The sequence below is a fragment of the Streptomyces luteoverticillatus genome, from assembly GCF_003970715.1.
Lineage (GTDB): Bacteria > Actinomycetota > Actinomycetes > Streptomycetales > Streptomycetaceae > Streptomyces > Streptomyces abikoensis.
This window is the reverse complement of the sequence record NZ_CP034587.1, coordinates 5778408-5801018: the sequence shown is the minus strand read 5'-3', so window position 1 is coordinate 5801018 and position 22611 is coordinate 5778408. Positions and strand designations below refer to the sequence as shown.

Annotated in this window: 19 protein-coding genes and 1 pseudogene; 3 read left to right on the top strand and 17 right to left on the bottom strand. The window is 73.4% G+C overall.

Annotated features, from left to right (window positions below; all coding sequences use genetic code 11):
* Nucleotides 1-8 precede the first annotated feature (8 nt).
* The 3 genes from EKH77_RS25910 to EKH77_RS25900 form a co-directional block, all read right to left on the bottom strand.
* Nucleotides 9-1415 carry a phytoene desaturase family protein gene (locus EKH77_RS25910; protein ID WP_126918295.1) on the bottom strand — a complete coding sequence of 469 codons (1407 nt, stop codon included), beginning with the start codon at nucleotides 1413-1415 and terminating at the stop codon, nucleotides 9-11.
* 50 nt (nucleotides 1416-1465) lie between these two features.
* The gene (locus tag EKH77_RS25905) at nucleotides 1466-2314 is read right to left on the bottom strand and encodes an inositol monophosphatase family protein (protein ID WP_126916697.1); all 849 of its coding nucleotides are present in this window, start codon (nucleotides 2312-2314) and stop codon (nucleotides 1466-1468) included.
* Between the two features lie 95 nt (nucleotides 2315-2409).
* Nucleotides 2410-4155: a gamma-glutamyltransferase family protein gene (locus tag EKH77_RS25900; RefSeq protein WP_126918294.1), complete on the bottom strand. Its 1746-nt coding sequence runs from the start codon at nucleotides 4153-4155 to the stop codon at nucleotides 2410-2412.
* 159 nt (nucleotides 4156-4314) lie between these two features.
* On the opposite strand from EKH77_RS25900, the gene EKH77_RS25895 reads away from it, so the two are divergent.
* On the top strand, nucleotides 4315-5370 hold the full coding sequence (locus EKH77_RS25895) for a lipoate--protein ligase family protein (protein WP_164737971.1): 1056 nt from the start codon (nucleotides 4315-4317) through the stop codon (nucleotides 5368-5370).
* 97 nt (nucleotides 5371-5467) lie between these two features.
* Here EKH77_RS25895 and EKH77_RS25890 read toward each other — a convergent pair whose 3' ends face one another.
* From EKH77_RS25890 to EKH77_RS25870, 5 genes and pseudogenes are all read right to left on the bottom strand, one after another.
* The gene (locus tag EKH77_RS25890) at nucleotides 5468-6553 is read right to left on the bottom strand and encodes an RICIN domain-containing protein (protein ID WP_126916695.1); all 1086 of its coding nucleotides are present in this window, start codon (nucleotides 6551-6553) and stop codon (nucleotides 5468-5470) included.
* 176 nt (nucleotides 6554-6729) lie between these two features.
* Nucleotides 6730-7731 (bottom strand): TIGR03842 family LLM class F420-dependent oxidoreductase, encoded by a 1002-nt coding sequence (locus EKH77_RS25885; protein ID WP_126916694.1) that lies wholly within the window; start codon nucleotides 7729-7731, stop codon nucleotides 6730-6732.
* A gap of 21 nt (nucleotides 7732-7752) precedes the next feature.
* Nucleotides 7753-9153 carry a dihydropyrimidinase gene (gene hydA, locus EKH77_RS25880; RefSeq protein ID WP_126916693.1) on the bottom strand — a complete coding sequence of 467 codons (1401 nt, stop codon included), beginning with the start codon at nucleotides 9151-9153 and terminating at the stop codon, nucleotides 7753-7755.
* A pseudogene (locus EKH77_RS25875) lies at nucleotides 9150-10465 on the bottom strand (aspartate aminotransferase family protein). The gene hydA and the pseudogene EKH77_RS25875 overlap by 4 nt, the downstream one beginning before the upstream one ends.
* Complete coding sequence (locus EKH77_RS25870; protein WP_126916692.1) at nucleotides 10462-11304, bottom strand: nitrilase-related carbon-nitrogen hydrolase; 843 nt, start codon at nucleotides 11302-11304, stop codon at nucleotides 10462-10464. The pseudogene EKH77_RS25875 and the gene EKH77_RS25870 overlap by 4 nt, the downstream one beginning before the upstream one ends.
* 171 nt (nucleotides 11305-11475) lie before the next feature.
* Here EKH77_RS25870 and EKH77_RS25865 point away from each other — a divergent pair, with 171 nt between their 5' ends.
* Nucleotides 11476-12039, top strand: coding sequence for an isochorismatase family protein (locus tag EKH77_RS25865; protein ID WP_126916691.1), 564 nt, complete (start codon nucleotides 11476-11478; stop codon nucleotides 12037-12039).
* Between the two features lie 9 nt (nucleotides 12040-12048).
* Here EKH77_RS25865 and EKH77_RS25860 read toward each other — a convergent pair whose 3' ends face one another.
* From EKH77_RS25860 to EKH77_RS25825, 9 genes are all read right to left on the bottom strand, one after another.
* Nucleotides 12049-12486, bottom strand: coding sequence for a hypothetical protein (locus EKH77_RS25860; RefSeq protein WP_126916690.1), 438 nt, complete (start codon nucleotides 12484-12486; stop codon nucleotides 12049-12051).
* Entirely contained in the window at nucleotides 12444-13091 is a 648-nt protein-coding gene (locus EKH77_RS25855; RefSeq protein ID WP_126916689.1) for a hypothetical protein, read from the bottom strand. Before EKH77_RS25855 ends, EKH77_RS25860 begins: the two co-directional genes overlap by 43 nt.
* 78 nt (nucleotides 13092-13169) lie before the next feature.
* Complete coding sequence (gene ggt, locus EKH77_RS25850; protein ID WP_126916688.1) at nucleotides 13170-15038, bottom strand: gamma-glutamyltransferase; 1869 nt, start codon at nucleotides 15036-15038, stop codon at nucleotides 13170-13172.
* Nucleotides 15039-15396: 358 nt separating this feature from the next.
* On the bottom strand, nucleotides 15397-16311 hold the full coding sequence (locus EKH77_RS25845; protein ID WP_206279922.1) for an SGNH/GDSL hydrolase family protein: 915 nt from the start codon (nucleotides 16309-16311) through the stop codon (nucleotides 15397-15399).
* 98 nt (nucleotides 16312-16409) lie between these two features.
* The gene (locus EKH77_RS25840) at nucleotides 16410-17933 is read right to left on the bottom strand and encodes an ABC transporter ATP-binding protein (RefSeq protein ID WP_126916687.1); all 1524 of its coding nucleotides are present in this window, start codon (nucleotides 17931-17933) and stop codon (nucleotides 16410-16412) included.
* On the bottom strand, nucleotides 17930-18514 hold the full coding sequence (locus EKH77_RS25835) for an ABC transporter permease subunit (RefSeq protein ID WP_346429073.1): 585 nt from the start codon (nucleotides 18512-18514) through the stop codon (nucleotides 17930-17932). The genes EKH77_RS25840 and EKH77_RS25835 overlap by 4 nt, the downstream gene beginning before the upstream one ends.
* 47 nt (nucleotides 18515-18561) lie before the next feature.
* Complete coding sequence (locus EKH77_RS34595) at nucleotides 18562-18726, bottom strand: hypothetical protein (protein WP_346429072.1); 165 nt, start codon at nucleotides 18724-18726, stop codon at nucleotides 18562-18564.
* Nucleotides 18723-19664, bottom strand: a complete 942-nt coding sequence (locus EKH77_RS25830) for an ABC transporter permease (RefSeq protein WP_240667534.1) — start codon at nucleotides 19662-19664, stop codon at nucleotides 18723-18725. The genes EKH77_RS34595 and EKH77_RS25830 overlap by 4 nt, the downstream gene beginning before the upstream one ends.
* Nucleotides 19661-21187, bottom strand: a complete 1527-nt coding sequence (locus EKH77_RS25825) for an ABC transporter substrate-binding protein (RefSeq protein WP_126918291.1) — start codon at nucleotides 21185-21187, stop codon at nucleotides 19661-19663. Before EKH77_RS25825 ends, EKH77_RS25830 begins: the two co-directional genes overlap by 4 nt.
* A 353-nt stretch (nucleotides 21188-21540) precedes the next feature.
* On the opposite strand from EKH77_RS25825, the gene EKH77_RS25820 reads away from it, so the two are divergent.
* Nucleotides 21541-22584 (top strand): TauD/TfdA family dioxygenase, encoded by a 1044-nt coding sequence (locus EKH77_RS25820; RefSeq protein ID WP_126916686.1) that lies wholly within the window; start codon nucleotides 21541-21543, stop codon nucleotides 22582-22584.
* Nucleotides 22585-22611 lie beyond the last annotated feature (27 nt).

Below are 22611 nucleotides of genomic sequence, written 5' to 3'. Positions count from 1 at the left end.
GGGCTCCGTCACGCGAAGAGCCTGCGCCAGACCGCCCGCGCCGCGTGGTGGCCGGACATGCCGTGGACGCCCGGGCCCGGCGGGGTGGCCGAGGAGCACAGGAAGACGGCCGGGTGCGCGGTGGCGTAGGGGACGCGCGCGAGCCGGGGGCGCAGCAGCAGTCGCAGGCCCGCGACCGAGCCCGTGGCGATGTCGCCGCCGACGTAGTTGGCGTTGCGCGCCGCGAGCTCGGGCGGGCCGGCCGTGGCGCGGGCGAGGACGCGGTCGCGGAATCCGGGGGCGAAGCGCTCGATCTGTCGCTCTATCACCTCCGTGGCGTCGCCCTCCCAGCCGTTGGGCACGTGCCCGTACGCCCAGAAGGTGTGCTTGCCCTCGGGCGCGCGCGTGGGGTCGATGATGCTGGGCTGGGCGGTGATGAGGAAGGGGACGGACGGGTCGTCGCCCTCGACGGCGGCCCGCAGCGCCTCCCCGATCTCGCCGAACGTGGGGCCGACATGGACGGTCCCAGCCCGCCGGGCGGGCTCGGCCGTCCAGGGCACGGGCGCGTCCAGCGCGTAGTCGATCTTGAAGACGCTGGGGCCGTAGCGGAACTTCCGGTAGGCGTCGCCGAGTCCCGCGATCCGGGCGAGCGCGGTCGGCGAGGTGTCGAAGACGAACGCCCGGGCGGGCGGCAGGTCGTCGAGGTGCTTGACCTCGAAGCTGGTGTGGATGACGCCGCCCAGCTCGCGCAGGTACGAGCCGAGGGCGTCGGCGATGGACTGCGAGCCGCCGCGCGGCACGGGCCAGCCGCCCTCGTGGGCGGCGAGCGCGAAGATCAGGGCCATGCCGCCGGTGCCGAAGCCGCTGAGCGGGGCGATGCCGTGGGCGGCGAGCCCCGCGAGGAGGCCCCGGGCCTTCTCGTCGTGGAAGCGGGTCCTGGCCAGCAGCCCGGCGGACTGCCCGGCGACCAGCCCGAAGCGGGCGTAGGTGACCGGGTCGCGGGGCAGCCCGTCCCACTGGGTGCGCAGGAAGTCGGCGGCCACCGTGTCCCAGCGGCCGCGGAAGGGCGCCATGAGCCGTCGGTAGCGGCCGGCGTCGCGCGGGCCGAGCGAGGCGGCGGTCTCGCCGACGCTCCGGGAGAGCACGGCGGCCGTCCCGTCGGGGAAGGGGTGCGCCAGCGGCAGCTCGGGGTGGATCCACTCCAGGCCGTGGAGGTCCAGCGGCATGCCGGCGAAGGCGGGCGAGCGGACGGCGAGGGGGTGCACGGCGGAGCACGGGTCGTGCCGGAAGCCCGGGAGGGTCAGCTCCTCGGTGCGGGCACCGCCCCCGATGGCGTCGGCGGCCTCGAAGACCTCGACGGCGAGGCCCCGCCGGGCGAGTTCCACGGCGGCGGTCAGCCCGTTGGGCCCCGCCCCCACGACGACCGCGTCGAGCATGGTGGCCACCGGACTCCCCTCAAGTCGTGCCCGCCGACAGGGTCTGCCCGTCAGCCGGCGGACGCCAGCAGGCCCAGGATATGCCCCAGCGTCTTCTCGTCCCGCGCGGCGCTGAAGGGAAGCGCGTTGCCACCGGTGATCCGGAACGGCTCGCCCGCGACCGTGGCGCTCGCCCCGCTCGCCTCGGCGACCAGCAGCAGCCCGGCCGCGTGGTCCCAGGCGTTCTCCCACGAAAAAGCCAGCGCGTCCAGGGTGCCGCGGGCCACCGCCAGGTACTCCAGGCCCGCCGAGCCGCAGGGGCGGGGGGCGACGCCGTCGGTGAGCAGCGTCGCGAGGACGCGCTTCTCCTCGTCGGTGGTGAAGTCGTAGTGCGAGATCGCCACGGTCAGCTCACGGCCCGGCTCGGGGGAACCGGAGCGCAGCGGTACGCCGTTGAGGACCGCTCCCCCGCCGCGCCGGGCGACGGCCAGCTCGTCGAGCGCGGGGGCGTACGTCCAGGAGGCCAGCAGCTCGCCGCGGTGGGCGAGGCAGACGAGGGTGGCGAAGCCGGGGTCGCCGTGGACGAACTGCCGGGTGCCGTCGACCGGGTCGACGATCCACACGGGCGCGTCCCCGCCGAGGGCGCCGAGCACGGACGGGTCGGCGTGCACGGCCTCCTCGCCGACGACCACCGAGCCGGGCAGCAGAGCGGTGAGGGCGTGGGTGAGCTGTTCCTCGGCGAGCCGGTCGGCGACGGTGACGAGGTCGTGCGGGCCGTTCTTCTCCACGATCTCGTCCGCGGCGAGCTGCCGGAAGCGCGGCAGGATCTCGGTGGCGGCCGCCTTGCGTATCGCCTCCTCGACCTCGCCGAGGTCGCCTTCGAGGAACGTGGCGAGGGACTTTTCGATCGTCTGAACCATATGAACATCGAACCATGCGGCGCCGACGACCGGTGGTGTGGCGATGGCCTCACCATGACGTTCCCGTGAACGCCTGGTCGGCGTCCCCCGCCCGGTCAGCGTCCCACCGCGTACCCCTGCATCCCGCGCGGATTGGCGGCCGCCGACAGCACGCCCGTCTCCGGGTCGCGCGCGACCGCGCACAGCCGGCCCTCCGACCACGGCCCGCCGACCGTGACCGCGTGCCCCCGGCGGCGCAGCTCTGTGACGAGGCTCTCCCCGAGCCGCGACTCGACGGTGACGGCGCCGGGGCGGGCCGTCCGGGGGTGGAAGGAGCCGGGGAAGCTCTCCTGGTGCCAGTTGGGGGCGTCGATGGCGCCCTGGAGGTCCGGCCCGCCGCGCACCTCGGGGCGCAGGGCGAGGGCGAGGAGGAAGTGCAGCTGCCACTGGTCCTGCTGGTCGCCGCCGGGGGTGCCGAAGGCCAGGACGGCCTCGCCGCCGCGCAGGGCCAGCGACGGGGTGAGCGTGGTGCGCGGCCGGCGGCCGGGCGTGAGGCTGTTGGGCAGGCCCTCCTCCAGCCAGGTCATCTGGAGCCGGGTGCCGAGGGGGAAGCCGAGCCCGGGCACGACGGGGTTGGACTGGAGCCAGCCGCCGCTGGGCGTCGCGGAGATCATGTTGCCCCAGCGGTCGACGACGTCGAGGTGGCAGGTGTCCCCGGAGGTGGCGCCGTCGGCGCCGACGGTGGGCTCCCCGCCGCCCGCGTGGACGGCCGGGGCCTCGCCCTCGGGGAGCCGGGCCAGCCGCGGCACGCGTCCGCCGGGGCTGCCGGGGCGCAGCTCGTACGAGGCGGTGGCGCCGATGAGCTTCCGGCGCCCGGCGTTGTAGGCGTCCGACAGCAGCGCGTCCACCGGTACGTCGCCGGTGGCGTCGCCGTACCAGGCCTCGCGGTCGGCCATGGCGAGCTTGCCGCCCTCGATGAGGGTGTGGACGTAATCGGGCGTCCCGTAGGCGGGGAGGTCCTCGGGGAGGAGGGCGAGTTGCTGGAGGAGGACGGGGCCCTGCGACCAGGGGCCGGCCTTGCAGACGGTCCAGCCCCGCCAGTCGAAGGTGACGGGGTCCTCGTAGGTGGCGTGGTGGCGGGCGAGGTCGTCGCCGGTGAGGGTGCCCGCGTGGCGTTCCCCGGAGGTGTCCAGGGTGGGACGGGCGGCGGCCCGGACGAGCGCCTCGGCGATGAAGCCCTCGCGCCAGATCCGGCGGGCGGCGTCGATCCGTGTCTCGCGACCGGGCCCGGCCGCCTCCGCCTCGGCGAGGAGCCGGCGCCAGGTGGCGGCGAGGGCGGGGTTGCGGAAGAGGACGCCGGGGGCCGGGGGCCTGCCGCCGGGCAGGTAGAGGGCCGCGGAGGACGCCCACTCCGGTTCGGTCTCGAACAGCTTCCGTACGGTGGCGACGGTCGCCCCGACCCGTTCGACGGGCGCGTGGCCGTGCTCGGCGTAGCCGATCGCGTAGCCGAGCACGTCGCGGAGGGACTTGGTGCCGTGGTCGCGCAGGAGCAGCATCCAGGCGTCGAAGGCGCCGGGGACGGCCGCCGCGAGGGGGCCGGTGCCGGGGACGAGTTCCAGGCCGAGCGAGGTGTAGTGCGCCACGCTCGCCCCGGCGGGGGCCGGCCCCTGGCCGCACAGCACCCGCACAGGTCCCCCGGCGGGGGCGAGCAGCGCGGGCACCTCGCCGGCCGGGCCGTTGAGGTGCGGCTCGACGACGTGGAGGACAAACCCGGCGGCCACGGCGGCGTCGAACGCGTTGCCGCCGCCCTCCAGGACGGCCATCGCGCACTGGGAGGCCAGCCAGTGGGTGGAGGACACCATGCCGAAGGTGCCCTGGAGGGTGGGCCGGGTGGTGAACGCCGGAAACGTGGGAGTCACGGCCCCCAGCAAGGCAGACGGCGGACGGGCGCACAAGAGTTACGGTTGATTCCGCCGTCGGCCGGGTGGCCGATGGCCGAGAACGAGCGGGAGGACGCGGCCGTGCACGGCGAATACAAGGTTCCGGGCGGAAAACTCGTCGTCGTGGACCTGACGGTCGAGGACGGCTCGCTGCGCGACGTCCGGGTGGCCGGTGACTTCTTCCTGGAGCCCGACGAGGCGCTGCTCGACATCAACCGCGCCCTGGAGGGCGCGCCGGCCGACGCTCCCGCCCCGGAGCTCGCCGCCCGCATCGACGCGGCGCTGCCCGAGGGCACGGTGATGTTCGGCTTCTCCTCCGAGGCCGTGGGCGTGGCGGTGCGGCGGGCGCTGGCCCAGGCCACCGACTGGCACCACTACGACTGGCAGCTCATCCACGACGGCCCCCAGTCCCCGGCCCTCCACATGGCGCTGGACGAGGTCCTGACCGCCGAGGTCGCGGCGGGCCGGCGGCCGCCGACGCTGCGGGTGTGGGAGTGGGCGTCCCCCGCCGTGATCATCGGCAGCTTCCAGTCGCTGCGCAACGAGGTGGACCCGGAGGGGGCCAAGCGTCACGGGATGACGGTGGTGCGCCGGATCAGCGGCGGCGGCGCCATGTTCGTCGAGCCCGGCAACACCATCACGTACTCGCTGTGCGTGCCGGACGCGCTCGTGCAGGGCCTGTCCTTCGCCGACAGCTACGCCTACCTCGACGACTGGGTCCTCGGCGCGCTGGAGGGCATGGGCGTCAAGGCCTGGTACCAGCCCCTCAACGACATCGCCACCGAGGCGGGCAAGATCGCGGGTGCCGCGCAGAAGCGGGTGGTGTCCGGCGACGGCGCGGTGCTCCACCACGTGACGATGGCGTACGACATCGACGCGGACAAGATGCTCGACGTGCTGCGCATCGGCAAGGAGAAGCTCTCCGACAAGGGGACGAAGTCCGCGAAGAAGCGGGTGGATCCGCTGCGGCGGCAGACGGGGCTGGCGCGGGACGCCGTGATCGAGCGCATGGTGGCCTCGTTCCGGGGCCGGTACGGGCTCGCCGACGGGGCCGTCACGCCGGAGGAGATGGCGCGGGCGGAGGAGCTGGCCGCGACGAAGTTCTCCTCGGAGGAGTGGACGGCGCGCGTGCCGTAGGGGTGCTGCGAGCCCCCGCCGGTGACGGCGGGGGCCCACGGTCAGCACGCTATGACGCCCTGAGAAGGTCGGGGGCGAGATCGTGCCGCCGTTGGCGTCACCGACCCGGAGCGGCGGGCTTGACGTCGCTGCCGCCGGTCGCGGCACCGGGCGCGTCCGCGCTGGTGCGGGCGACGTACATCGTGGAGCCGGCCGCCGAGTTGATGACGGGAACGGTCACCGTCGCGTCGGCGGTCCACGGCTGGTTGTCGGTGTCGAAGGTCCACGTGCCGGTGACCTTCTTGCCGACGGCGGCGAAGTCGACCCAGCCGTAGTTCTTGGCCGGGACGTCGATCGCGATGCCGTTCACGGTGGACTCGTCGGACTGGTAGGTCTGCGTCGCGGTGAGCTGGTTGCTGATCAGCGCCTGGACCGGGACGGAGACACCACCGGAGACGCCGACGGAGGTCGACACGCCGGCGGAGAACGACTGTGCCCAGCCGGAGTGGTGGATCGTGGTGAAGACCTGCTTCATGGTGCCGCTGGTGTCGTTGTACCAGACGGACGAGGCGGGCTGACGGGGCAGGACCTCGGGCTTTCCTTCGGACTTCTGCGTCCACGAACAGGTGGAGGTCTTCTTGGAGCACAGGTCGGCGTAGTAGTCGAGGGCGAGCTGCCTCGCCTCGGCCGCCTTCGCCGCCGGCACCGTCCACTCCTGGCTCGCGCCGCCGTTGCAGACGTTGGGCTGGGCGAGGATGCCCCACAGGTGGAGGCCGCCGCGGTTGTCCATGCACCACTCGGTGCCGCTCTTGTCGTCGCGGCGGACGATGCCGAACGCGTTGGGCTTCCCGTCGACAGGGCGGAAGTGCCACTGCTCGCCGTCCTTGCCGCAGGACTGCTGAACGGCGGGCTGGGTGGAGTGGACGCACTTCCCGGAGGAGGTGCTGGCGAGGTTGAACTGGCCGGGGTCGCCGAGCTTGATCAGCCGCCAGTTCGTGTAGTTGGTGCCGCCGGGGGTGACGGATATCTGGTTTCCGTCGTTGTTGCCCGTCGCGTTGAGGGTGCCGTCGGTGTTGGTGAAGGTGTAGGCGTCGGTCGCGGCGGCCGCGGGAGTCGCGGTCACGGCGAGGACGGGCACGAGGAGGGTCAGGGCGGCGGCCGGCGCGGTGAGAAGTCTCGCGGCTCTCTTCAGGGCTCGGTTCATGATCGCTTTCCGTGGTGGTTTCTGTGTCGTTTCTGTGGCGCTCCTGTCGCGTTCGGTGAGCGTAGGTGGAAACAGGCCGGAATGACGGATTCCTGTCAGAACTCGGCTCAGTGATCTAGGACACCTCCCTCACCTGCGAGAGAGGTGTCCGTCGGGGCGGGCGGGGCGGGGGCCGGCTACCCCAGCGCCGGGATCAGATGCTCCCCGTACGCGTCGATCGTCGCCTCCTTCGCGTCGTGCATCGCGTAGAGGGCGAACTGGTCGACGCCCAGCTCCCGGAGGTGTTCCAGGCGTTCGCGGTGGGCGGCCACCGGGCCGAGGACGCAGAAGCGGTCGACGATCTCGTCGGGGACGAAGTCCGTCGAGGGGTTCCCGGCGCGGCCGTGGTGGCTGTAGTCGTAGCCGGAGCGGCGCTCGATGTAGTCGGTGAGGGCGTCGGGGACGGCGCCGGAGTGGGTGCCGTAGCGGGTGACGAGGTCGGCGACGTGGTTGCCGACCATGCCGCCGAACCAGCGGCACTGTTCCCGGGCGTGGGCGAGGTCGTCGCCGACGTAGGCGGGGGCGGCGACGCAGACGGTGACGGAGGCCGGGTCGCGGCCCGCGTCGGCGGCCGCGGCACGGACGGCCTTGACCATCCATTCGGTGAGGAAGGGGTCGGCGAGCTGGAGGATGAAGCCGTCGGCCTCGCGGCCCGCCAGGGCGAGGGCCTTGGGCCCGTAGGCGGCCATCCACACGGGCAGCCGGCCGTCGCGGATCCAGGGGATCCGCAGCGTCTTCCCGCCGCCGACGTCGGCCTCGCGGCCCTCCGCCAGGTCGCGGATGACGCGCATCGACTCGCCGAGCGTGGCGAGGGTGTTGGGCTTGCGCCCGGCCACCCGCATCGCGGAGTCGCCCCGGCCGATGCCGCAGACGGTGCGGTTGCCGTACATGTCGTTGAGGGTGGCGAAGGTGGAGGCGGTCACCTCCGGGGTGCGGGTGGAGGGGTTGGTGACCATGGGACCGACGACGAGGCTGTCGGTGTGTTCCAGGATCCGGCTGTAGATGACGAAGGGCTCCTGCCAGAGCACGGCGGAGTCGAACGTCCAGCCGTAGCGGAAGCCCGCGCCTTCGGCGCGTCTCATGAGGTCGACGACGGCGGTGGCGGGCGGGTCGGTCTGGAGGACGAGGCCGAAGTCCACGTGCGGGGTGCTCCTTACGCGTTACGGGAGGTACTGGCAGGTGGTGCGGGGGACGTAGCGGCCGTGGCCCGCCCGGCCGGTGAACTTCCTTTTGTCGATGACGGTTTCGCCGCGCGAGAGGACGGTCTCCACCTGCCCGGTGATCTGTTTGCCCTCGTAGGCCGAGTAGTCGACGTTCATGTGGTGGGTGGACGCGGAGAGCGTCTGCCGCGCGTGGGGGTCGTAGACGACGATGTCGGCGTCACCGCCGGGGGCGATGGTGCCCTTGTGCGGGGCGAGGCCGAACATCCGGGCGGGCGCGGCGCAGGCGATCTCGATCCAGCGGCGGCGGGAGATGTGCCCGTCGACGACGGCCTGATGGAGGAGGTCCATGCGGTTCTCCACGCCGGGCAGCCCGTTGGGGATCTTCGAGAAGTCGCCCCGGCCCAGCTCCTTCTGGCCGGAGAAGCAGAAGGGGCAGTGGTCGGTGGAGACGACCTGGAGGTCGTCGGTGCGCAGCCCGCGCCAGAGCGCGGCCTGGTGCTCGCGCGGCCGCAGGGGCGTGGAGCAGACGTACTTGGCGCCCTCGAAGCCGGGTTCGGCGAGGTTGTCGGTGGAGAGGAACAGGTACTGCGGGCAGGTCTCGCCGAAGACCGGGAGGCCCTTGTCGCGGGCCTGGGCGAGCTCGGCGACGGCCTCCTCGGCCGAGACGTGCACGACGTACAGGGGGCTGCCGGCGACCCGGGCGAGCTGGATCGCCCGGTGGGTGGCCTCGGCCTCCAGCAGGGCCCTGCGGACTTCCCCGTGGTAGCGCGGGTCGGTCTTCCCCGCCGCCAGGGCCTGTTCGACGAGGACGTCGATGGCGATGCCGTTCTCGGCGTGCATCATGATCAGCCCGCCGTTGCCGGCGGCCCGCTGCATCGCGCGCAGGATCTGCCCGTCGTCGCTGTAGAAGACGCCCGGGTAGGCCATGAACAGCTTGAAGGACGTCACGCCCTCCCCCACCAGCAGGTCCATCTCCTTGAGCGAGCTCTCGTGCACATCGGAGAGGATCATGTGGAAGGCGTAGTCGATGGCGCACCGGCCCTCCGCCTTGGCGTGCCAGGCGTCCAGTCCGGCGCGCAGGGCCTGCCCCTTCGACTGGACGGCGAAGTCGACGACCGTCGTCGTGCCGCCCCAGGCGGCGGCGCGGGTGCCGGTCTCGAAGGTGTCCGAGGAGGAGGTGCCGCCGAAGGGGAGCTCGAAGTGGGTGTGGGCGTCGACGCCGCCGGGGATGACGTACTTCCCCGTGGCGTCGATGACCCGGTCGGCTCTCCAACCCCGGGCGTACGCGCTGTCCGGGGCGGCCAGCGCGGCGACCTTGCCGTCCTCGATCAGGACGTCCGCGGTGATCTCGTCGGCGGCGGTGATCACGAGTCCGCCGCTGACGATCGTGGTGGTCATGACGTCTCCTCGGCGGCGAGGTCCTGTTGGGCGCGCCGCAGCGCCTCCTCGAGGATCGCGGCGCCCTCCTCGGCCTCGGCGACGGTGAGCGTCATGGGCGGGGCGACGCGCAGGGTGTTGCCCTCGCGGCCGCCCTTGCCGATCAACAGGCCGAGTTCCCGGGCGTGTTCGAGGGTGCGGGCGGCGGCGCGGGGGACGGCGAGCCGTCGCGCCCGGCGAGTTCGACGCCGGCCATCAGCCCCCGGCCGCGCACCTCGTGGACGACCGTCAGGCCGGCGCCGATGGCGCGCAGCCGTTCCAGGAGGAGGCCGCCGACGCGGCGGGCGTTGCCCTGGAGGTCGTGCTCGATCAGATAGGTGAGGTTGGCGAGGCCGGCGGCCATGGTGACGGGACTGCCGCCGAAGGTGGAGATGGAGTTGGCCTCCAGGCAGTTCATGACGTCGGCGCGGGCGACGACGCCGCCGATGGACATGCCGTTGCCGATGCCCTTGGCGAAGGTGAGGAGGTCGGGCGGGCCGCTCGCGGCGTGGGCCTGCCAGCCCCAGAAGTGGTCGCCGGTGCGGCCCCAGCCGGTCTGCACCTCGTCGGTGATCCACAGGATGCCGTGCCGCTCGAGGACCTCGCGGAAGGCCGCGTAGAGCCCGTCGGGCGGCGCGGTGAAGCCGCCGACGCCCTGGACGGGTTCGGCGATGAGCGCGGCGACGGTGCCGTGCGCCTGGCCCAGCATGTCCTCCAGGTCCGCCGCGCACGCCTCGATGAACCGCCGGTCGTCGAGGTGGGCGTAGGGCCCGCGACCGCGGACGCCGCCGTGGACGTAGAGCGTCTGGAGGGGCGAGAGGCTGGTGGGCGACCAGCTGGTGTTGCCGGTGACGCCGACCGTGGAGAAGGAACGGCCGTGGTAGCTGTTGCGCATCGCCAGGATCTGGTTGGAGCCGCGGTACGTGGTGGCCAGCAGCAGCGCGGCGTCGTTCGCCTCGGTGCCGGAGGTGGTGAAGAAGACCCGGGCGTCGGGGATGCCCGACAGGCTCGCGACGCGCTCGGCGAGCTCGACCATGTGCCGGTCGAGGTAGAGGGTGGAGGTGTGGAGGATGCGGCCGGCCTGCTCGCTCACGGCCTTGGTGACCTCGGGGAGGGCGTGCGCGGTCATGGTGGTGAGGATGCCGCCGAAGAAGTCGAGGTAGCGCTTCCCGGAGGCGTCCCAGACGTGCCGGCCCTCGCCGTGGGTGAGTTCCAGCGGCTCGTCGTAGTAGAGGGCGAGCCAGGAGGGCATCACGGCCCGGTGGCGGTCGCGGAGGGGGGCGGCAGGGCTCATGGGCGCACCAGCCCGTCGTAGGCGTCGGGGCGGCGGTCCCGGTAGAACGCCCACTGCCGGCGCACCTGGTCGATCACGTCGAAGTCCAGGTCGCGGACGAGCAGTTCCTCCTTGGTGTCGCTGGCCGGCTCGCCGACGAACTGCCCGCGCGGGTCGACGAAGTAGGAGGTGCCGTAGAAGTCGTTGTCCCCGTACTCCTCCTGGCCCACGCGGTTGATCGCGGCGACGAAGTACTCGTTGGCGACGGCCGCCGCGGGCTGTTCGAGCCGCCACAGGTGGCCGGAGAGGCCCCGGGAGGTGGCGGAGGGGTTGTAGACGAGCTGCGCGCCGGCGAGCCCGAGGGCGCGCCAGCCCTCGGGGAAGTGCCGGTCGTAGCAGATGTAGACGCCGACGCGGCCGACGGCCGTGTCGAAGACGGGCCAGCCGAGGTTGCCGGGCCGGAAGTAGTACTTCTCCCAGAAGCCCTTGAGCTGGGGGATGTGGTGCTTGCGGTACTTGCCGAGATAGGTGCCGTCGGCGTCGATGACGGCGGCGGTGTTGTAGTAGAAGCCGGAATCCTCGACTTCGAAGACCGGCACGACGATCACCATGCCGGTCTCGCGGGCGAGATCGCTCATCCGGCGGACGGTGGGGCCGTCCGGGACGGGCTCGGCCCAGCGGTAGTGCTCGCTCTCCTGCACCTGGCAGAAGTAGGGGGCGTTGAAGACTTCCTGGAAACCGATCACCTTGGCGCCCTGCGCGGCGGCGGCGCGGGCGTGCTCCTCGTGCTTGGCGATCATCGACTCGGTATCGCCGGTCCAGGTGGCCTGGACCAGTGCCGCACGGACAACGTTGGCCATGAGCTGCTCCTCAGCCGGGGCTTCGAACAGGCTGCGTACGCGGAAGATCCGCGTGTGCATGCGACCGTAGGTGCCGTCACTCCCCGTGGCAAGACCATCGCGCATGTCCCGCACCCACACATATAAAAAGGAATCCTTGCAAGGCTTCCTTTCTTTCTTTAGGGTGGCCGCATGACAGCCACCACGCTCGACCCCACGACCGCCCTCGTCCTCGTCGACCTCCAGAAGGGCATCGTGGCCCTGCCCACCACCGACCCCGCCCCCACGGCCGAGGCCGTCGTCGAACGCGCCGCGCGCCTCGCCACCGCCTTCCGCGAGCGCGGGCTGCCGGTCGTCCTCGTGCGGGTCGTCGGCGCCGCGCCCGGCCGCTCCGAGGCCCCGCTGCGCTCCGGCCGGCCCCCGGCCGACTTCGCCGAACTCGTGCCCGGGATCGGCCGCCAGGAGACTGACATCGTCGTCACCAAGCACACCTGGGGCGCCTTCCACGCCACCGACCTGGACCTCCAGCTGCGCCGCAGGGGCGTCACCCAGGTCGTGCTCGCGGGCATCGCCACGGGCGCGGGCGTCGAGTCCACCGCCCGCGCGGCCCACGAGCACGGCTACCACGTGACCGTCGCGACGGACGCCGTCACCGACCCGGACCCCGAGATCCACCGCTTCTCCGTGGCGAAGGTCCTCCCGCGCCTGGCCGAGACGGACACCACGGACAACATCCTCGCCCTGCTGGGCGGTTGACCGCGCGCGTCAGCCCACGCGCGCGGCGTACAGCACCAGCGCGGCGGCGACGAGGGCGTACCCCGCCAGCCCGATCCAGGCACCGCGGTGGTGGTTCCGCTCGGCCCGCACCGGGTCGCCGCCCCGGACCGTCCAGCGCCAGGACAGCACGGTGGCCACCACCGCCAGCAGTACGTAGACGAGCGTCAGCAGGTGCAGCGCGTCGATGAGCGTCAGCCCGACCGTGCTCGTGACGACCGTGCTGACCTGCTGGAGGTTCAGCATCACCACGAAGAGACCGCCGCCCAACAGCGCCAGCCTGCTCTGCATCGAATCCAGCCGCTCGGCCATGCCCAGCTCCTTGCCGTGCGTGGGCAGCAGGAACGCGGCGGTCGCGAGGAGCACCATGAGGTAAAGGGGCCCGGTCAGCCGCCAGAAGGCCGTGGGGTCGTCGCGCAGCAGATCCATCTCGACGACCAGCCTGCTGCGGGTGCTGCCCTGGCCCCGAGGAAGCGTGGTGTCCCCGAAGTTCGTGGGGAAGTGCTGCTCGACGGAGGCCAGATGGAGGCCGGTGAGCTTCCATCCGTCGGGGGCGATCCCCTCGTTCGCGCCCGAGTCCGCGTTGTCGGGGTGAAACGGAACTTGTCGATCGTCTTGCGGGACGTGATGTTGATCGTGATCCGGTGCCGGTCGAAGGGGAAGGCGCGCAGATCCCAGTCCTGCCGGAAGACGCCCTGGATCCGCACCAGGTCCCGGAACATGCCGCCCTCCTCCGTCACCGCGGGATCGCTCTTCTCGGCGTTGGTGGAGTTGGTGAACGCCACATCGGGCAGCGGGTCCAGCTCGCGCTTGGGGCAGACGCTCCACACCGTCAGCCGCGCCGAGAAGGCGTTCTTGGCCGGATCGAGATCGTAGAGGTCGCTGAGATAGGCGCCGACCCGGCAGGTCGGGGCCTCCTTCGCCGAAGCCGTGCTCTCCGGGGCCGCGTCCGCGGTGCCGGCTGCCGACAGCCACACCGCGAACGCGCCGATCAGTACCGCCAGGACCCGTGTCAACCGCCGTCGTCCACTCATGACATCAGTGATCGTGGCCCGGAGGCGGCCGCCCCAATCCGGCGCGGGAACGCACGGTCCCCGCGCGCGGAGGGGTCGTCAGCGCACCGGCGGCTTCCCCGTCGGCCTCACCACCAGCGCCGAGCCGCCACCGCGCCGGGTCTTCTCGGCCGCGGCCAGCCAGCGCCCGTCGGGCAGCCGCTGGACGCCGGTGGCGGCGCCGATCTCCGGATTCAGCTTGAACACATGGCCCTTGGCCTCCAGCTGGCCCCGCAGCGGGCTGTCCCACAGCCCGGGCTCCAGCTCGGTCGCCGCCGCGTTGCGCTGGCTGGCGCGGGGCGCGGCGATGGCGTCACCGAGCGGCATGCCGCGGTCCACGTGGTTGAGGAGCGTCTGGAGGACGGTCGTGATGATGGTGGCGCCGCCGGGCGAGCCGAGGGCGAAGGCGGGCCTGCCGTGCTCCAGGACGATCGTGGGCGACAGGGACGAGCGCGGACGCTTGCCCGGACCGGGCAGGTTGGGGTCGTGGACGCCCGGGCTGACGGGGACGAAGGAGAAGTCGGTCAGCTCGTTGTTCAGCAGGAAGCCGCGCCCCGGCACGGTGATGCCGCTGCCGCCCGTCTGCTCCAGCGTCAGGGTGTAGGCGACGACGTTGCCCCACTTGTCGGCGACCGTCAGGTGGGAGGTGTTCTCCCCCTCGTACGGTGTGGGCGCGGCCCGGCCGCCCGTCGCGCAGGCCCGGCCCGGGCGGCGGGGGTCGCCGGGCGCCAGCGGGCTGGTGAGCACGGCGTCGTCCTTGATCAGGCAGGCGCGCGAGTCGGCGAAGCGCTGGGAGAGCAGGCCCTGGACGGGCACCGACTCGAAGGCGGGGTCGCCGACCCAGCGGTTGCGGTCGGCGAAGGCGATCCGGCTCGCCTCGATGTAGCGGTGGAGGTACGTCTGCTGGTCGAGCCGCTTCAGCTCGGAGTTCTCCAGGATGTTGAGGGCCTCGCCGACCGTCGTCCCGCCGGAGGAGGAGGGGGCGATGCTGTAGACGTCCAGACCCCGGTAGGAGACACGGGTGGGCTCCTGCTTGCGCGCGCCGTACGCGCGGAGGTCCCGCTCCGTCAGGTCGCCGGGCCGCGCGACGCGTCCGGAGGCCGGGTCGACGGGCGGCTTGCGCACGGTCCGCACCAGGTCGCGCCCCAGCGCGCCCCGGTAGAGGGCGGCCACGCCCTGGTCGGCCAGCAGGCCGTAGGTGCGGGCGAGGTCGGGGTTGCGCAGCGTCGAGCCGACGGCCGGGGGCTTGCCGCCGGGCAGGAAGATCTTGGCGGTGGCGGGGAAGTCCTTGAAGCGGTCGTAGTTGTCGGCGGTCTGCTTGCGGAACGTCTCGTCGACGGTGAAACCGTCCCGGGCCAGCCGCCGGGCGGGCGCGAGGACCTGCCCGAGGCTCCGGCTGCCCCAGGAGCGCAGGGCCGTGTCCCAGGTGGCGGGGGTGCCGGGGGTGCCGACGCTCAGGCCGCTGGTGACGGCGTCGGCGAAGGGCAGCGGGTGGCCCTTCTCGAGGAACAGGTCCTTGGTCGCGCTGAGCGGGGCGCGCTCGCGGCCGTCTATGGTGCGGACCTCGTGGGACTTGGCGTCGTAGTAGACGAAGTAGCCGCCTCCGCCGATGCCGGCGGAGTAGGGCTCGGTGACGCCGAGCGCGGCGGCCGTGGCCACCGCCGCGTCGACGGCGTTGCCGCCGTTGCGCAGCACCTCGACGCCGGCGGCGGAGGCGTCGGCGTCGACGCTGGCCACGGCGCCGCCGTAGCCGACGGCGACGGGGGTCTTGGCGGGGGTGCGGGTCGCCTCGCCGGCGGGGGCGGCGAAGGTGGCGGACGTACCGGACGCGGCGGACGCGGCGGGCGTCGCCAGGGCCCCGGCGACGAGCGCGGCGGTGGCCGCTAGAACGGGCAGACTCCGGCGGGGGTTCGGTCTGGCGAGGGCCATAAGTGCCTCCGTGACGGACGAACGGGCCCCGGAGCCTACTCGCGGAGCGCGGCCGCCGACAGGGCACTTGGCCTGTCAGCACCACTGACCGGAGCGGGAGCCGCCCCGGAGCGGGGCTGGCTCCCGCCCGGGGCGGGCGCGGCCCGGGCAGGCGGACACGGCCCGGACCAGGGCCTGTCCGGCGGATCTTCGTCAGGCGGCACCACGGTGCCCCGTAAGGGGCGCGGGGAACTGCGCGACAAGCCACGACGCGCCCGCGGATGGAGTGCCGTGCGTCGACTGCGGGCCGCCGGTGGCCGATCGCGCAGTTCCCCGCGCCCCTTACGGGGCGCCGCATGATCCGACGGCCGCAAAGGCGCTAGCCGCGTACGATCCCGTAGACGGCACCCGCCATGGCCGCCTCGCCCTTGGCGTTGGGGTGGAACGGCGCGGCCGGGCTCTCGGGCGTGGCGCCCTCGATCCAGCGGTCCGCGGCCGGGACGCACACGTCGTGGCCGACGGTCGGACCGTAGGTGTCGACGTAGCGGACGTGCGCCGCGCGCGCCTGCTGCTGGAGCATCGTGTTCAGGCTCTTCTCGGTGTCCCGCAGGTAGGGCGCGTCACCGGCGGCGATCGGCACGGACGGGAAGCAGCTCGTGCCGTTGTCCGGCATGATCGACGGGTAGCCGACGAGCGCGACCTTGGCGTAGGGGGCGCGCTCGTGAACGGCCTTCAGCACCTTGGCGATCTTCGGCGCGGCATCGTTGATCCGCTGGGCGAGCAGGTCCGAGCCGTCGGCGGCGGTGTACTGCTTCTTGCAGGGCGCGCCGGCGGGGTCGGTGGGGGACAGGGCGGCGCAGCTGCCGATGATGGTGCCGAAACCGATGTCGTTGCCGCCGATGCCGACGGTCACGAGGCGGGTCTGCTTGCCGAGGGCGTCCAGCTGGGGCCCGGCCGCCCCCGCCTGGGTGTTCCACATGTCGTTGGTCGTCGCACCGCTGCAGCTGACGTCCTGGAAGGACTTCTGGCCCAGCTTGGCGGCGGTCAGCGCGGGGTAGTTGACGCTGGAGCGCGCGCAGTCCCCGCCGGTCTGCTCGGGGATGCCGGGGCCCGAGGTGTACGAGTCGCCGAGCGCGACGTAGCGCGCGCCGTCGGCCTGCGCGGCCGGGGCGGCCGTGGTGGCCGCCGCCGCGGGGCCGGCCGCCACGGCCGCCCCGGCCGTCAGGACCGAGGCCGCGCCGAGCGCCGCGAGCGCCTTTCCGTACCGCGCGCCTCGTTCTCGCACCTGTGCCACGAGTACTCCAAAAAGGGTGTGAAGGGGCCGATTTCCTACTGACCGACCAGTCAGTAACTGATCAGTGCGAGCAAGATTCCCGATCCGGTTACCGTCTGTCAATCCGGCGAGACGCGTCCGTCCTTCAGGGAAAGGACGGTGTCGGCGTACGCGGCGACGAGGTGCGGTTCATGGCTGACCAGGGCGAGGGCCAGCCCGCGCTCGGCCCGGAGCCGGGCGAGCAGATCCATGACCGCGACGGCCGTGGCGGGGTCCAGGGCGGAGGTGACCTCGTCGCACAGGAGCACGTCGGGGCGCGCGGCCAGGGCGCGTGCGATGGACGCGCGCTGGCGCTGCCCACCGGAGAGCTCGTGGGGGTGGCGCCGCGCGTACTCGGGCGGCAGGCCGACGTCCCGCAGGAGCTCGGCCACGCGCTCGGTGGTCTCCTTCCGGGGGACGATGCCGTGCAACCGCAGCGGGCGGGCGAGCGACGCGCCGATGGTCCGGGCGGGGTTGAGGGCGCCGAGCGGGTTCTGCGGCACGAGCTGGATCCGGCGGCGCTGGTCGCGGCCGCGCGCGCGGACGCCGGTGGACAGGGGCGCGCCGTCGAGGGTGAGCTCCCCGGCGTCGGCGGGCCGCAGGCCCGCGAGGACGCGCAGCAGGGTGGTCTTGCCGGATCCGGAGGGGCCGACGATGGCGGCGACGGTGCCGGGTGCGACAGCGAAATCCACGCTGTCGAGGGCGTGTCGGTGCGGGGTTGCGCTGTCGCGCGCAGGGGTGGGGGCGGATGCGGCGAAGGTCACCCGGACGCCCCGCGCGGCGAGCCCGCGCCCGGGCGCCGGCGCGGGCGCGGGCGCGGGCGCCGATGGGGGCACGGGCGTACGCGCGAGCGCGCGCGGGGCGGTAAGGGTGTCCGTGCCGAGGTCGACGACGTCGTCGGCGCAGCGCGCGACGAGTTCGGGGTCGTGGCAGGCGAGGGCGACGGCGATGCGGCGGTGGGCGGCGACGTGCCGCAGGAGGTCGGCGATCTCGTCGCGGAGCGCGGGGTCGAGCCCGGCGGTGGGTTCGTCCAGGAGCAGGACGTCGGGGGTGCGGGCGAGGGCGCGCGCGAGGGCGACGCGGCGCTGCTGGCCGCCGGAGAGGGCGGTGGGCCGGCGGTCGGGCAGCCCGTCGTCGAGCGGCAGCCGGCATTCCGCCAGCAGTTCCCTCACGTCGGCGGGGCGCGCGCCGGTGGCGAGCTCGGCGACGAGGTCGCGGACCCGCATCCGGGGGTTGAGCCCGGAGCCGGGGTCCTGACCGACGAACGCGAGGCGGTGACGCCGCAGTTCACGCAGCCGGGCGGGCGGCAGGGCGAACACGTCCTCCCCCAGGACGCGCACGCCCCCGCGCGCCACGCGCGCCCCCGACGGCAAGTCGCCGAGAACGGCCCGGAGCAGGGTCGTCTTACCGGACCCGGAAGGCCCGGTCAGCACGGTGATCCGCCCCCGCCGCAGGGTGAGCCCGGCGGAAGCCAGCAACAACGGTCCGCCGGGGATGCCCACTTCGAGCCCGGCGACGGTGACGAGCGGGGCTTCACCGCCGCCCGCACCCGACCCGCCAGGCCCACCAGACCCCGGCCCCTTCCCCCGCGAGTGCGTCGTCATCGTGCCGCCACCTCCCCGCCGCGCCGCGGGGCGAGGGCCTCCGTGGCGAGGCTCGTGGCTATCGCCACCGCCGCGATCGCGATCGCGGGAGCGATCGTGGCCCAAGGGTTCAGCAGGATCCCCGGCGCGTTCTCGCGGATCATCAAGGCCCAGTCGGCTTCCGGTGGTTGTGGGCCGAGTTGGAGGAAGCCGGCCATGGAGATGACGTAGACCGCCTCGACGAAGCGCAGGCCGAACAACGCCAGGATCGTGGCCCGCAGGTTGGGCAGGATCTCGTGGAACGCGACGCGCCACAGCCGCTCGCCGCTCGCGACGGACGCCTCGACGAATCCCGCGCCGGCCAGCGGCGCGGCCGCCGCGGCGACGACCCGCACGGCGTAGGGGGTGCCCAGCACCACGGCGGCGGTCGTGACGGCCAGGCGCCGGCCGCCGGGCCAGGCGAGGGCGAGGAGCATGAGGCCGAGGACCGGGGGCACGAGGATGACCAGGTCGGCGGTGCGTTCGACGACCGCGCCCACGCGGGGGCTGAGCACCGCGAGGCAGCCCAGCGCGGCCGCGAGGAGGGTGACGGTCACGGCCACGGCGAGCGCGCCGGCGATGAGGGCGTCGCCGCCGTGGAGGAGTCGGCTCAGGACGTCCCGGCCCAGTTGGTCGCCGCCGAGGGCCGCGCCGTCGCCGGGCCCCGCGTAGGGGCGGTGACGGGGGTGTCGACGGGGTGCGGGGCCAGGAGTGGGCCACTCAGGGCCAGTAGGGCCAGGGCGGCGGGCAGGGCACGGAGCCCGGGGGCGCTCATGGGCGGGTTCCTACGGTGCGGGCGCGGACGAGGTCGGCGAGGAGGAGCACGACGGTGATGACGGCGGCGGCGCAGGCGACGACCCCGGCGATGACGGGCGTGTCGCGGTCGGCGACGGCTCCGGCCAGGACGGTGCCGATGCCCGGGTAGTTGAAGAGGGTCTCGACGACGACGGCCCCGCCGAGCAGCATCCCGGTGGACGTGGCGAAGCCCGTGGCGACGGCGGGCAGGGCGCCGGGCAGCGCGTGGCGCAGCAGCACCCGGTGGGCGGGCAGCCCGTCGAGGGCGGCGGCCTCGACGTGGGGGGTGGCGGCCTGGTCGGCGAGGGCCGCGCGGACGACGCGGGTGTTCCAGCCGGTCTGGGGCAGGGTGAGGGCGAGGACGGGCATGACGAGCATCGTCCAGTCGGCGGGTCCGCCGTCCGCGCCGGTGAGGGTGGCGGCGGGGAGCCAGCCCGTCCACAGCGAGAACACGAGCAGCAGGCCGACGGAGACGACGAATTCGGGGAGCGCGAAGGCGGCGGTGGCGGTGACGTCGACGATCCGGTCGACGGGTCCGCCGGGCCGGGCGGCGGCCAGGCAGCCGAGGGTCAGCGACAGCAGGACCGTGAGGACGAGCGCGGCGCCGCCCAGCAGGAGGGTGTTGGGGAAGGGCGCGGACAGCAGGTCGGTGACGTGCTGTCCGCGCGCGGAGGTGCCGAGGTCGCCGGTGGGCAGGGCGGTGATCCAGTCCCAGAAGCGTTCGGGGAGGGGCCGGTCCAGGCCGAGCAGGTGCCGCCGCGCGGCGAGGCCGGCGGCGGTCTCGCCGCGGTCGGACGCGGCCGACGCCGCGTCGCCCGGCAGCAGTTCGATCGCGGCGAAGACTCCGGCCAGGAGAACGACGAGCAGCAGCAGTCGGCGCCCCAGAAGAGCGGCCGCCCTCGGTATGCCGGGTGTCACCGGGCGAGCCAGGCGTTCTCGAGCTGGACACGCCCGTAGCCCGGCAGCCTGGGCAGGCCGCGTACCTTCGCGGCTGCCAGGTCGATGCCGTCGGCCATGCCCCACAGCAGATACCCGGAGCGCTCGTGCTCGATCCGCTGGAGCTCGCGCAGCTTCCGCCCGCGCTCGCCCGCGTCCTTGGTGGCGAGGACCTCGCGGTAGGCGGCGTCGAAGTCCTTGTCGGAGAAGTTCGCCTCGTTCTGTCCGGCGCCGGTGACGAGGGTCTTGGAGGCGAAGAAGACGACGGAGTCGTTGGTGCCCCAGTAGTTGGTGTAGAAGTCGCCCTTGAGCCAGGTCCGGTCGTAGAAGGTGCCGGACTCCTGCTTGACGACCTCGACCTTGATCCCGGCCTCGCGGGCCTGGGCGGCGAAGAGGGTGGCGGACTCGGCGAGGCCGGCGACGTCCTCGGTGGTGACGAGCTCGTAGGTCCTGCCGAGGTCGAAGTTCGCCTCCTTCAGCAGCCGTTTCGCCTTGTCCAGATCGCGGGCGCGCTGGGGGATGTCCTTGGCGTAGGCGGGGTCGGCGGTGCCGAGGACGTCGTTGGCGACGGTGCCGTAGCCGGAGAGCGTCTGCTTGACCATGGCCGGGCGGTCCACGACGAGCTTGAACGCCTCACGGACCCTGGGATCGGCGAAGGGGCTGCCCTCGGAGGTGCGCATGACGATGGGCATGGCCATGTCGTCGGGGCGGCGGACGACCTGGATGTCCTTGCGGGCGGCGGCCGTGCGGCCGGCGACGGCGCCGGCGTTGGAGGCGAGGTCGATCTGGCCCGCCAGCACGGCGTTGGCCAAGGCCTGGGGGCTCTCGAACATGGTCACCTCGATGGCGTCGAGGAGGACCGTGCCGCCGTGCCAGTGCTCGTTGCGCACGAGGCGGGCGTTGCCGTTGCGGTACCAGTCGAGGACGAACGGGCCGGTGCCGGGCGCCTTGGGCAGGTCCGCCTCGGCGGTGTCCTTCTTCAGGACGAAGGTGGAGAGCCGGGTGAGCAGGGGGAGTTCGGCGTTGGCGTAGCCGGAGACGAGGACGACGGTGTCCTTGCCGTCGGCCGTGATGTTCTCCGCCGTGATGCCGGGGAGCCGGGCGGCGCCGGCGGGGGTGCCCCGCAGTCTGCGCAGGGACCAGACGACGTCGTCGGCGGTGACGGGGGTGCCGTCGTGGAAGACGGCGCCCTTGGCGAGGGTAAAGCGCCAGGTCCTCAGATCGTCGGAGGGGGTCCAGGAGGCGGCGAGGCGGCCGACCGTGTTGGCCTTCGCACCGGGGGCGGTGAGCGTGTCGTACACGAGGGCGATGACGAGATAGTCGCTCTCGTTGCCCTGATTTCCGTGCGGGTCGCGGGTGATGGCGGACGCCCGGCCCAGCGCGCCGACGCGCAGGGTGCCGCCGGGGCGCGGCTGGTTTCCGGCGCCGGCGGAGGCCGTACCGCCGCCGTCCTGGCAGGCGGTGAGCAGTGCGGCGGAGCCCAGGGCCGCTCCGGCCAGCAGCATCTGGCGCCTGGTGAAGTCCACGTCGTCCTCGATCCGGCAGATGGGGGGTCACTTCCGAGCTACTTAGGTTTGCCTACCCTAACCACACCCGGCATCGCAAACCCGTCTGGTCGATGCATGGATTTCGGCCAGGACCTCAACCCCCTTGATTCCAGGGCTCATCACCCGGAAGGCGGACCAAACGGATAACCCGCGAGTTAGGTTTGCCTTACCTAACTTCTAACGGTACGTTCTGGCCAGTCCCCGACGCCACGGGCCGGCGGCCCCCACCCTCCGCCCCTCTCCCCCATGCCCGTACGCCCGCGTCGCCCCTTCGGACTCCCACACCCCGCTACGGAACGGAAGATCGCGCCATGAGCACGGGAACCGCACCCGTCCCCGCCGCCGCACCCTCCCCCACTCCCGCCCCCGTCCGCCTGCTCGACGACGCCTCGGTCGACGAACTGCACCGCGCCGCCGACGAGATCCTCACCGCCTTCGGCACCTCCGCCACCTCCCCCGCGCTCCTGCGGCGCGTCCGGGGGTCCGCCGCCGCCCTCGGCCCGTCCATCCGGCACCAGTGCCGGCCCGTGGACACCGACGCCGGCCTGTTCGTCCTGCGCGGCCTGCGCGTGGACGACGCCCGGATCGGTGCCACGCCGGAGAGCTGGCGCACCGCCGGCGACGCCGGCGCCCACCACGACATCGCCCTGCTCCTGCTGGCCACCGTCATGGGCGACCCCATCGCCTGGGAGGGCCAGCAGGAGGGCCGCTTCGTCCACAACATCGTCCCGGCCCCCGGGCACGAGCGGGAACAGACCGGCGCCAGCAGCAGCGTGCTCCTCAGCCCGCACACCGAGGACGCCTTCCACCCCGGCCGCGCCCATCTGCTGATGCTCACCTGCATGCGCAACCACGACGCCATCGCCACCACCGCGGCCAGTGTCCGCCGGACACGGCTGGACGACGCCACCGTCGAGGAGCTCACCCGGCCGGTGCTGCCGATCCTGCCCGACGACGCCTACGCCGAGGCCCAGGGCTTCGCCGGGGAGCCACCCCGCGTCCCCGCCCTGTGGCGCGCCCCGGACGGCCTCACCCTGCGCTTCGACCCGGCCTACACCCCGCTGGCCGAGGCCACCCCCGAGTACCGGGCCGCCTACCGGCGGCTGGAGGACGAACTCGCCCGCGTCTCCGTGGCCGTGAGCCTCTCCCCCGGCGAGGTCCTCGTCGTCGACAACGACCTCGTCGTCCACGGCCGGGTGCCCTTCACCGCCCGCTACGACGGTACCGACCGCTGGCTCAAGCGCGCCTCGGTCCGCGTCCCCGGCCGCCGCACCCGCCCCGCCGCCGAGGCCGGCGAGCACGGCTACGGACAGGCCGCGATCGAAGCGCACGCCGCCGAGGCCCCCGCCGCCTGACCAGGCCCCCACACGGATCCGAAGGGA

Coding starts and splice junctions, on each gene's coding strand:
- EKH77_RS25910 (WP_126918295.1), bottom strand. CDS start 1,415: ATGCTCGACGCGGTCGTCGTGGGGGCGGGGCCCAACGGGCTGACCGCC.
- EKH77_RS25905 (WP_126916697.1), bottom strand. CDS start 2,314: ATGGTTCAGACGATCGAAAAGTCCCTCGCCACGTTCCTCGAAGGCGAC.
- EKH77_RS25900 (WP_126918294.1), bottom strand. CDS start 4,155: ATGGTGTCCTCCACCCACTGGCTGGCCTCCCAGTGCGCGATGGCCGTC.
- EKH77_RS25890 (WP_126916695.1), bottom strand. CDS start 6,553: ATGAACCGAGCCCTGAAGAGAGCCGCGAGACTTCTCACCGCGCCGGCC.
- hydA (WP_126916693.1), bottom strand. CDS start 9,153: ATGACCACCACGATCGTCAGCGGCGGACTCGTGATCACCGCCGCCGAC.
- EKH77_RS25870 (WP_126916692.1), bottom strand. CDS start 11,304: ATGGCCAACGTTGTCCGTGCGGCACTGGTCCAGGCCACCTGGACCGGC.
- EKH77_RS25865 (WP_126916691.1), top strand. CDS start 11,476: ATGACAGCCACCACGCTCGACCCCACGACCGCCCTCGTCCTCGTCGAC.
- EKH77_RS25860 (WP_126916690.1), bottom strand. CDS start 12,486: ATGGATCTGCTGCGCGACGACCCCACGGCCTTCTGGCGGCTGACCGGG.
- EKH77_RS25855 (WP_126916689.1), bottom strand. CDS start 13,091: ATGAGTGGACGACGGCGGTTGACACGGGTCCTGGCGGTACTGATCGGC.
- ggt (WP_126916688.1), bottom strand. CDS start 15,038: ATGGCCCTCGCCAGACCGAACCCCCGCCGGAGTCTGCCCGTTCTAGCG.
- EKH77_RS25840 (WP_126916687.1), bottom strand. CDS start 17,933: ATGACGACGCACTCGCGGGGGAAGGGGCCGGGGTCTGGTGGGCCTGGC.
- EKH77_RS34595 (WP_346429072.1), bottom strand. CDS start 18,726: ATGAGCGCCCCCGGGCTCCGTGCCCTGCCCGCCGCCCTGGCCCTACTG.
- EKH77_RS25825 (WP_126918291.1), bottom strand. CDS start 21,187: ATGCTGCTGGCCGGAGCGGCCCTGGGCTCCGCCGCACTGCTCACCGCC.
- EKH77_RS25820 (WP_126916686.1), top strand. CDS start 21,541: ATGAGCACGGGAACCGCACCCGTCCCCGCCGCCGCACCCTCCCCCACT.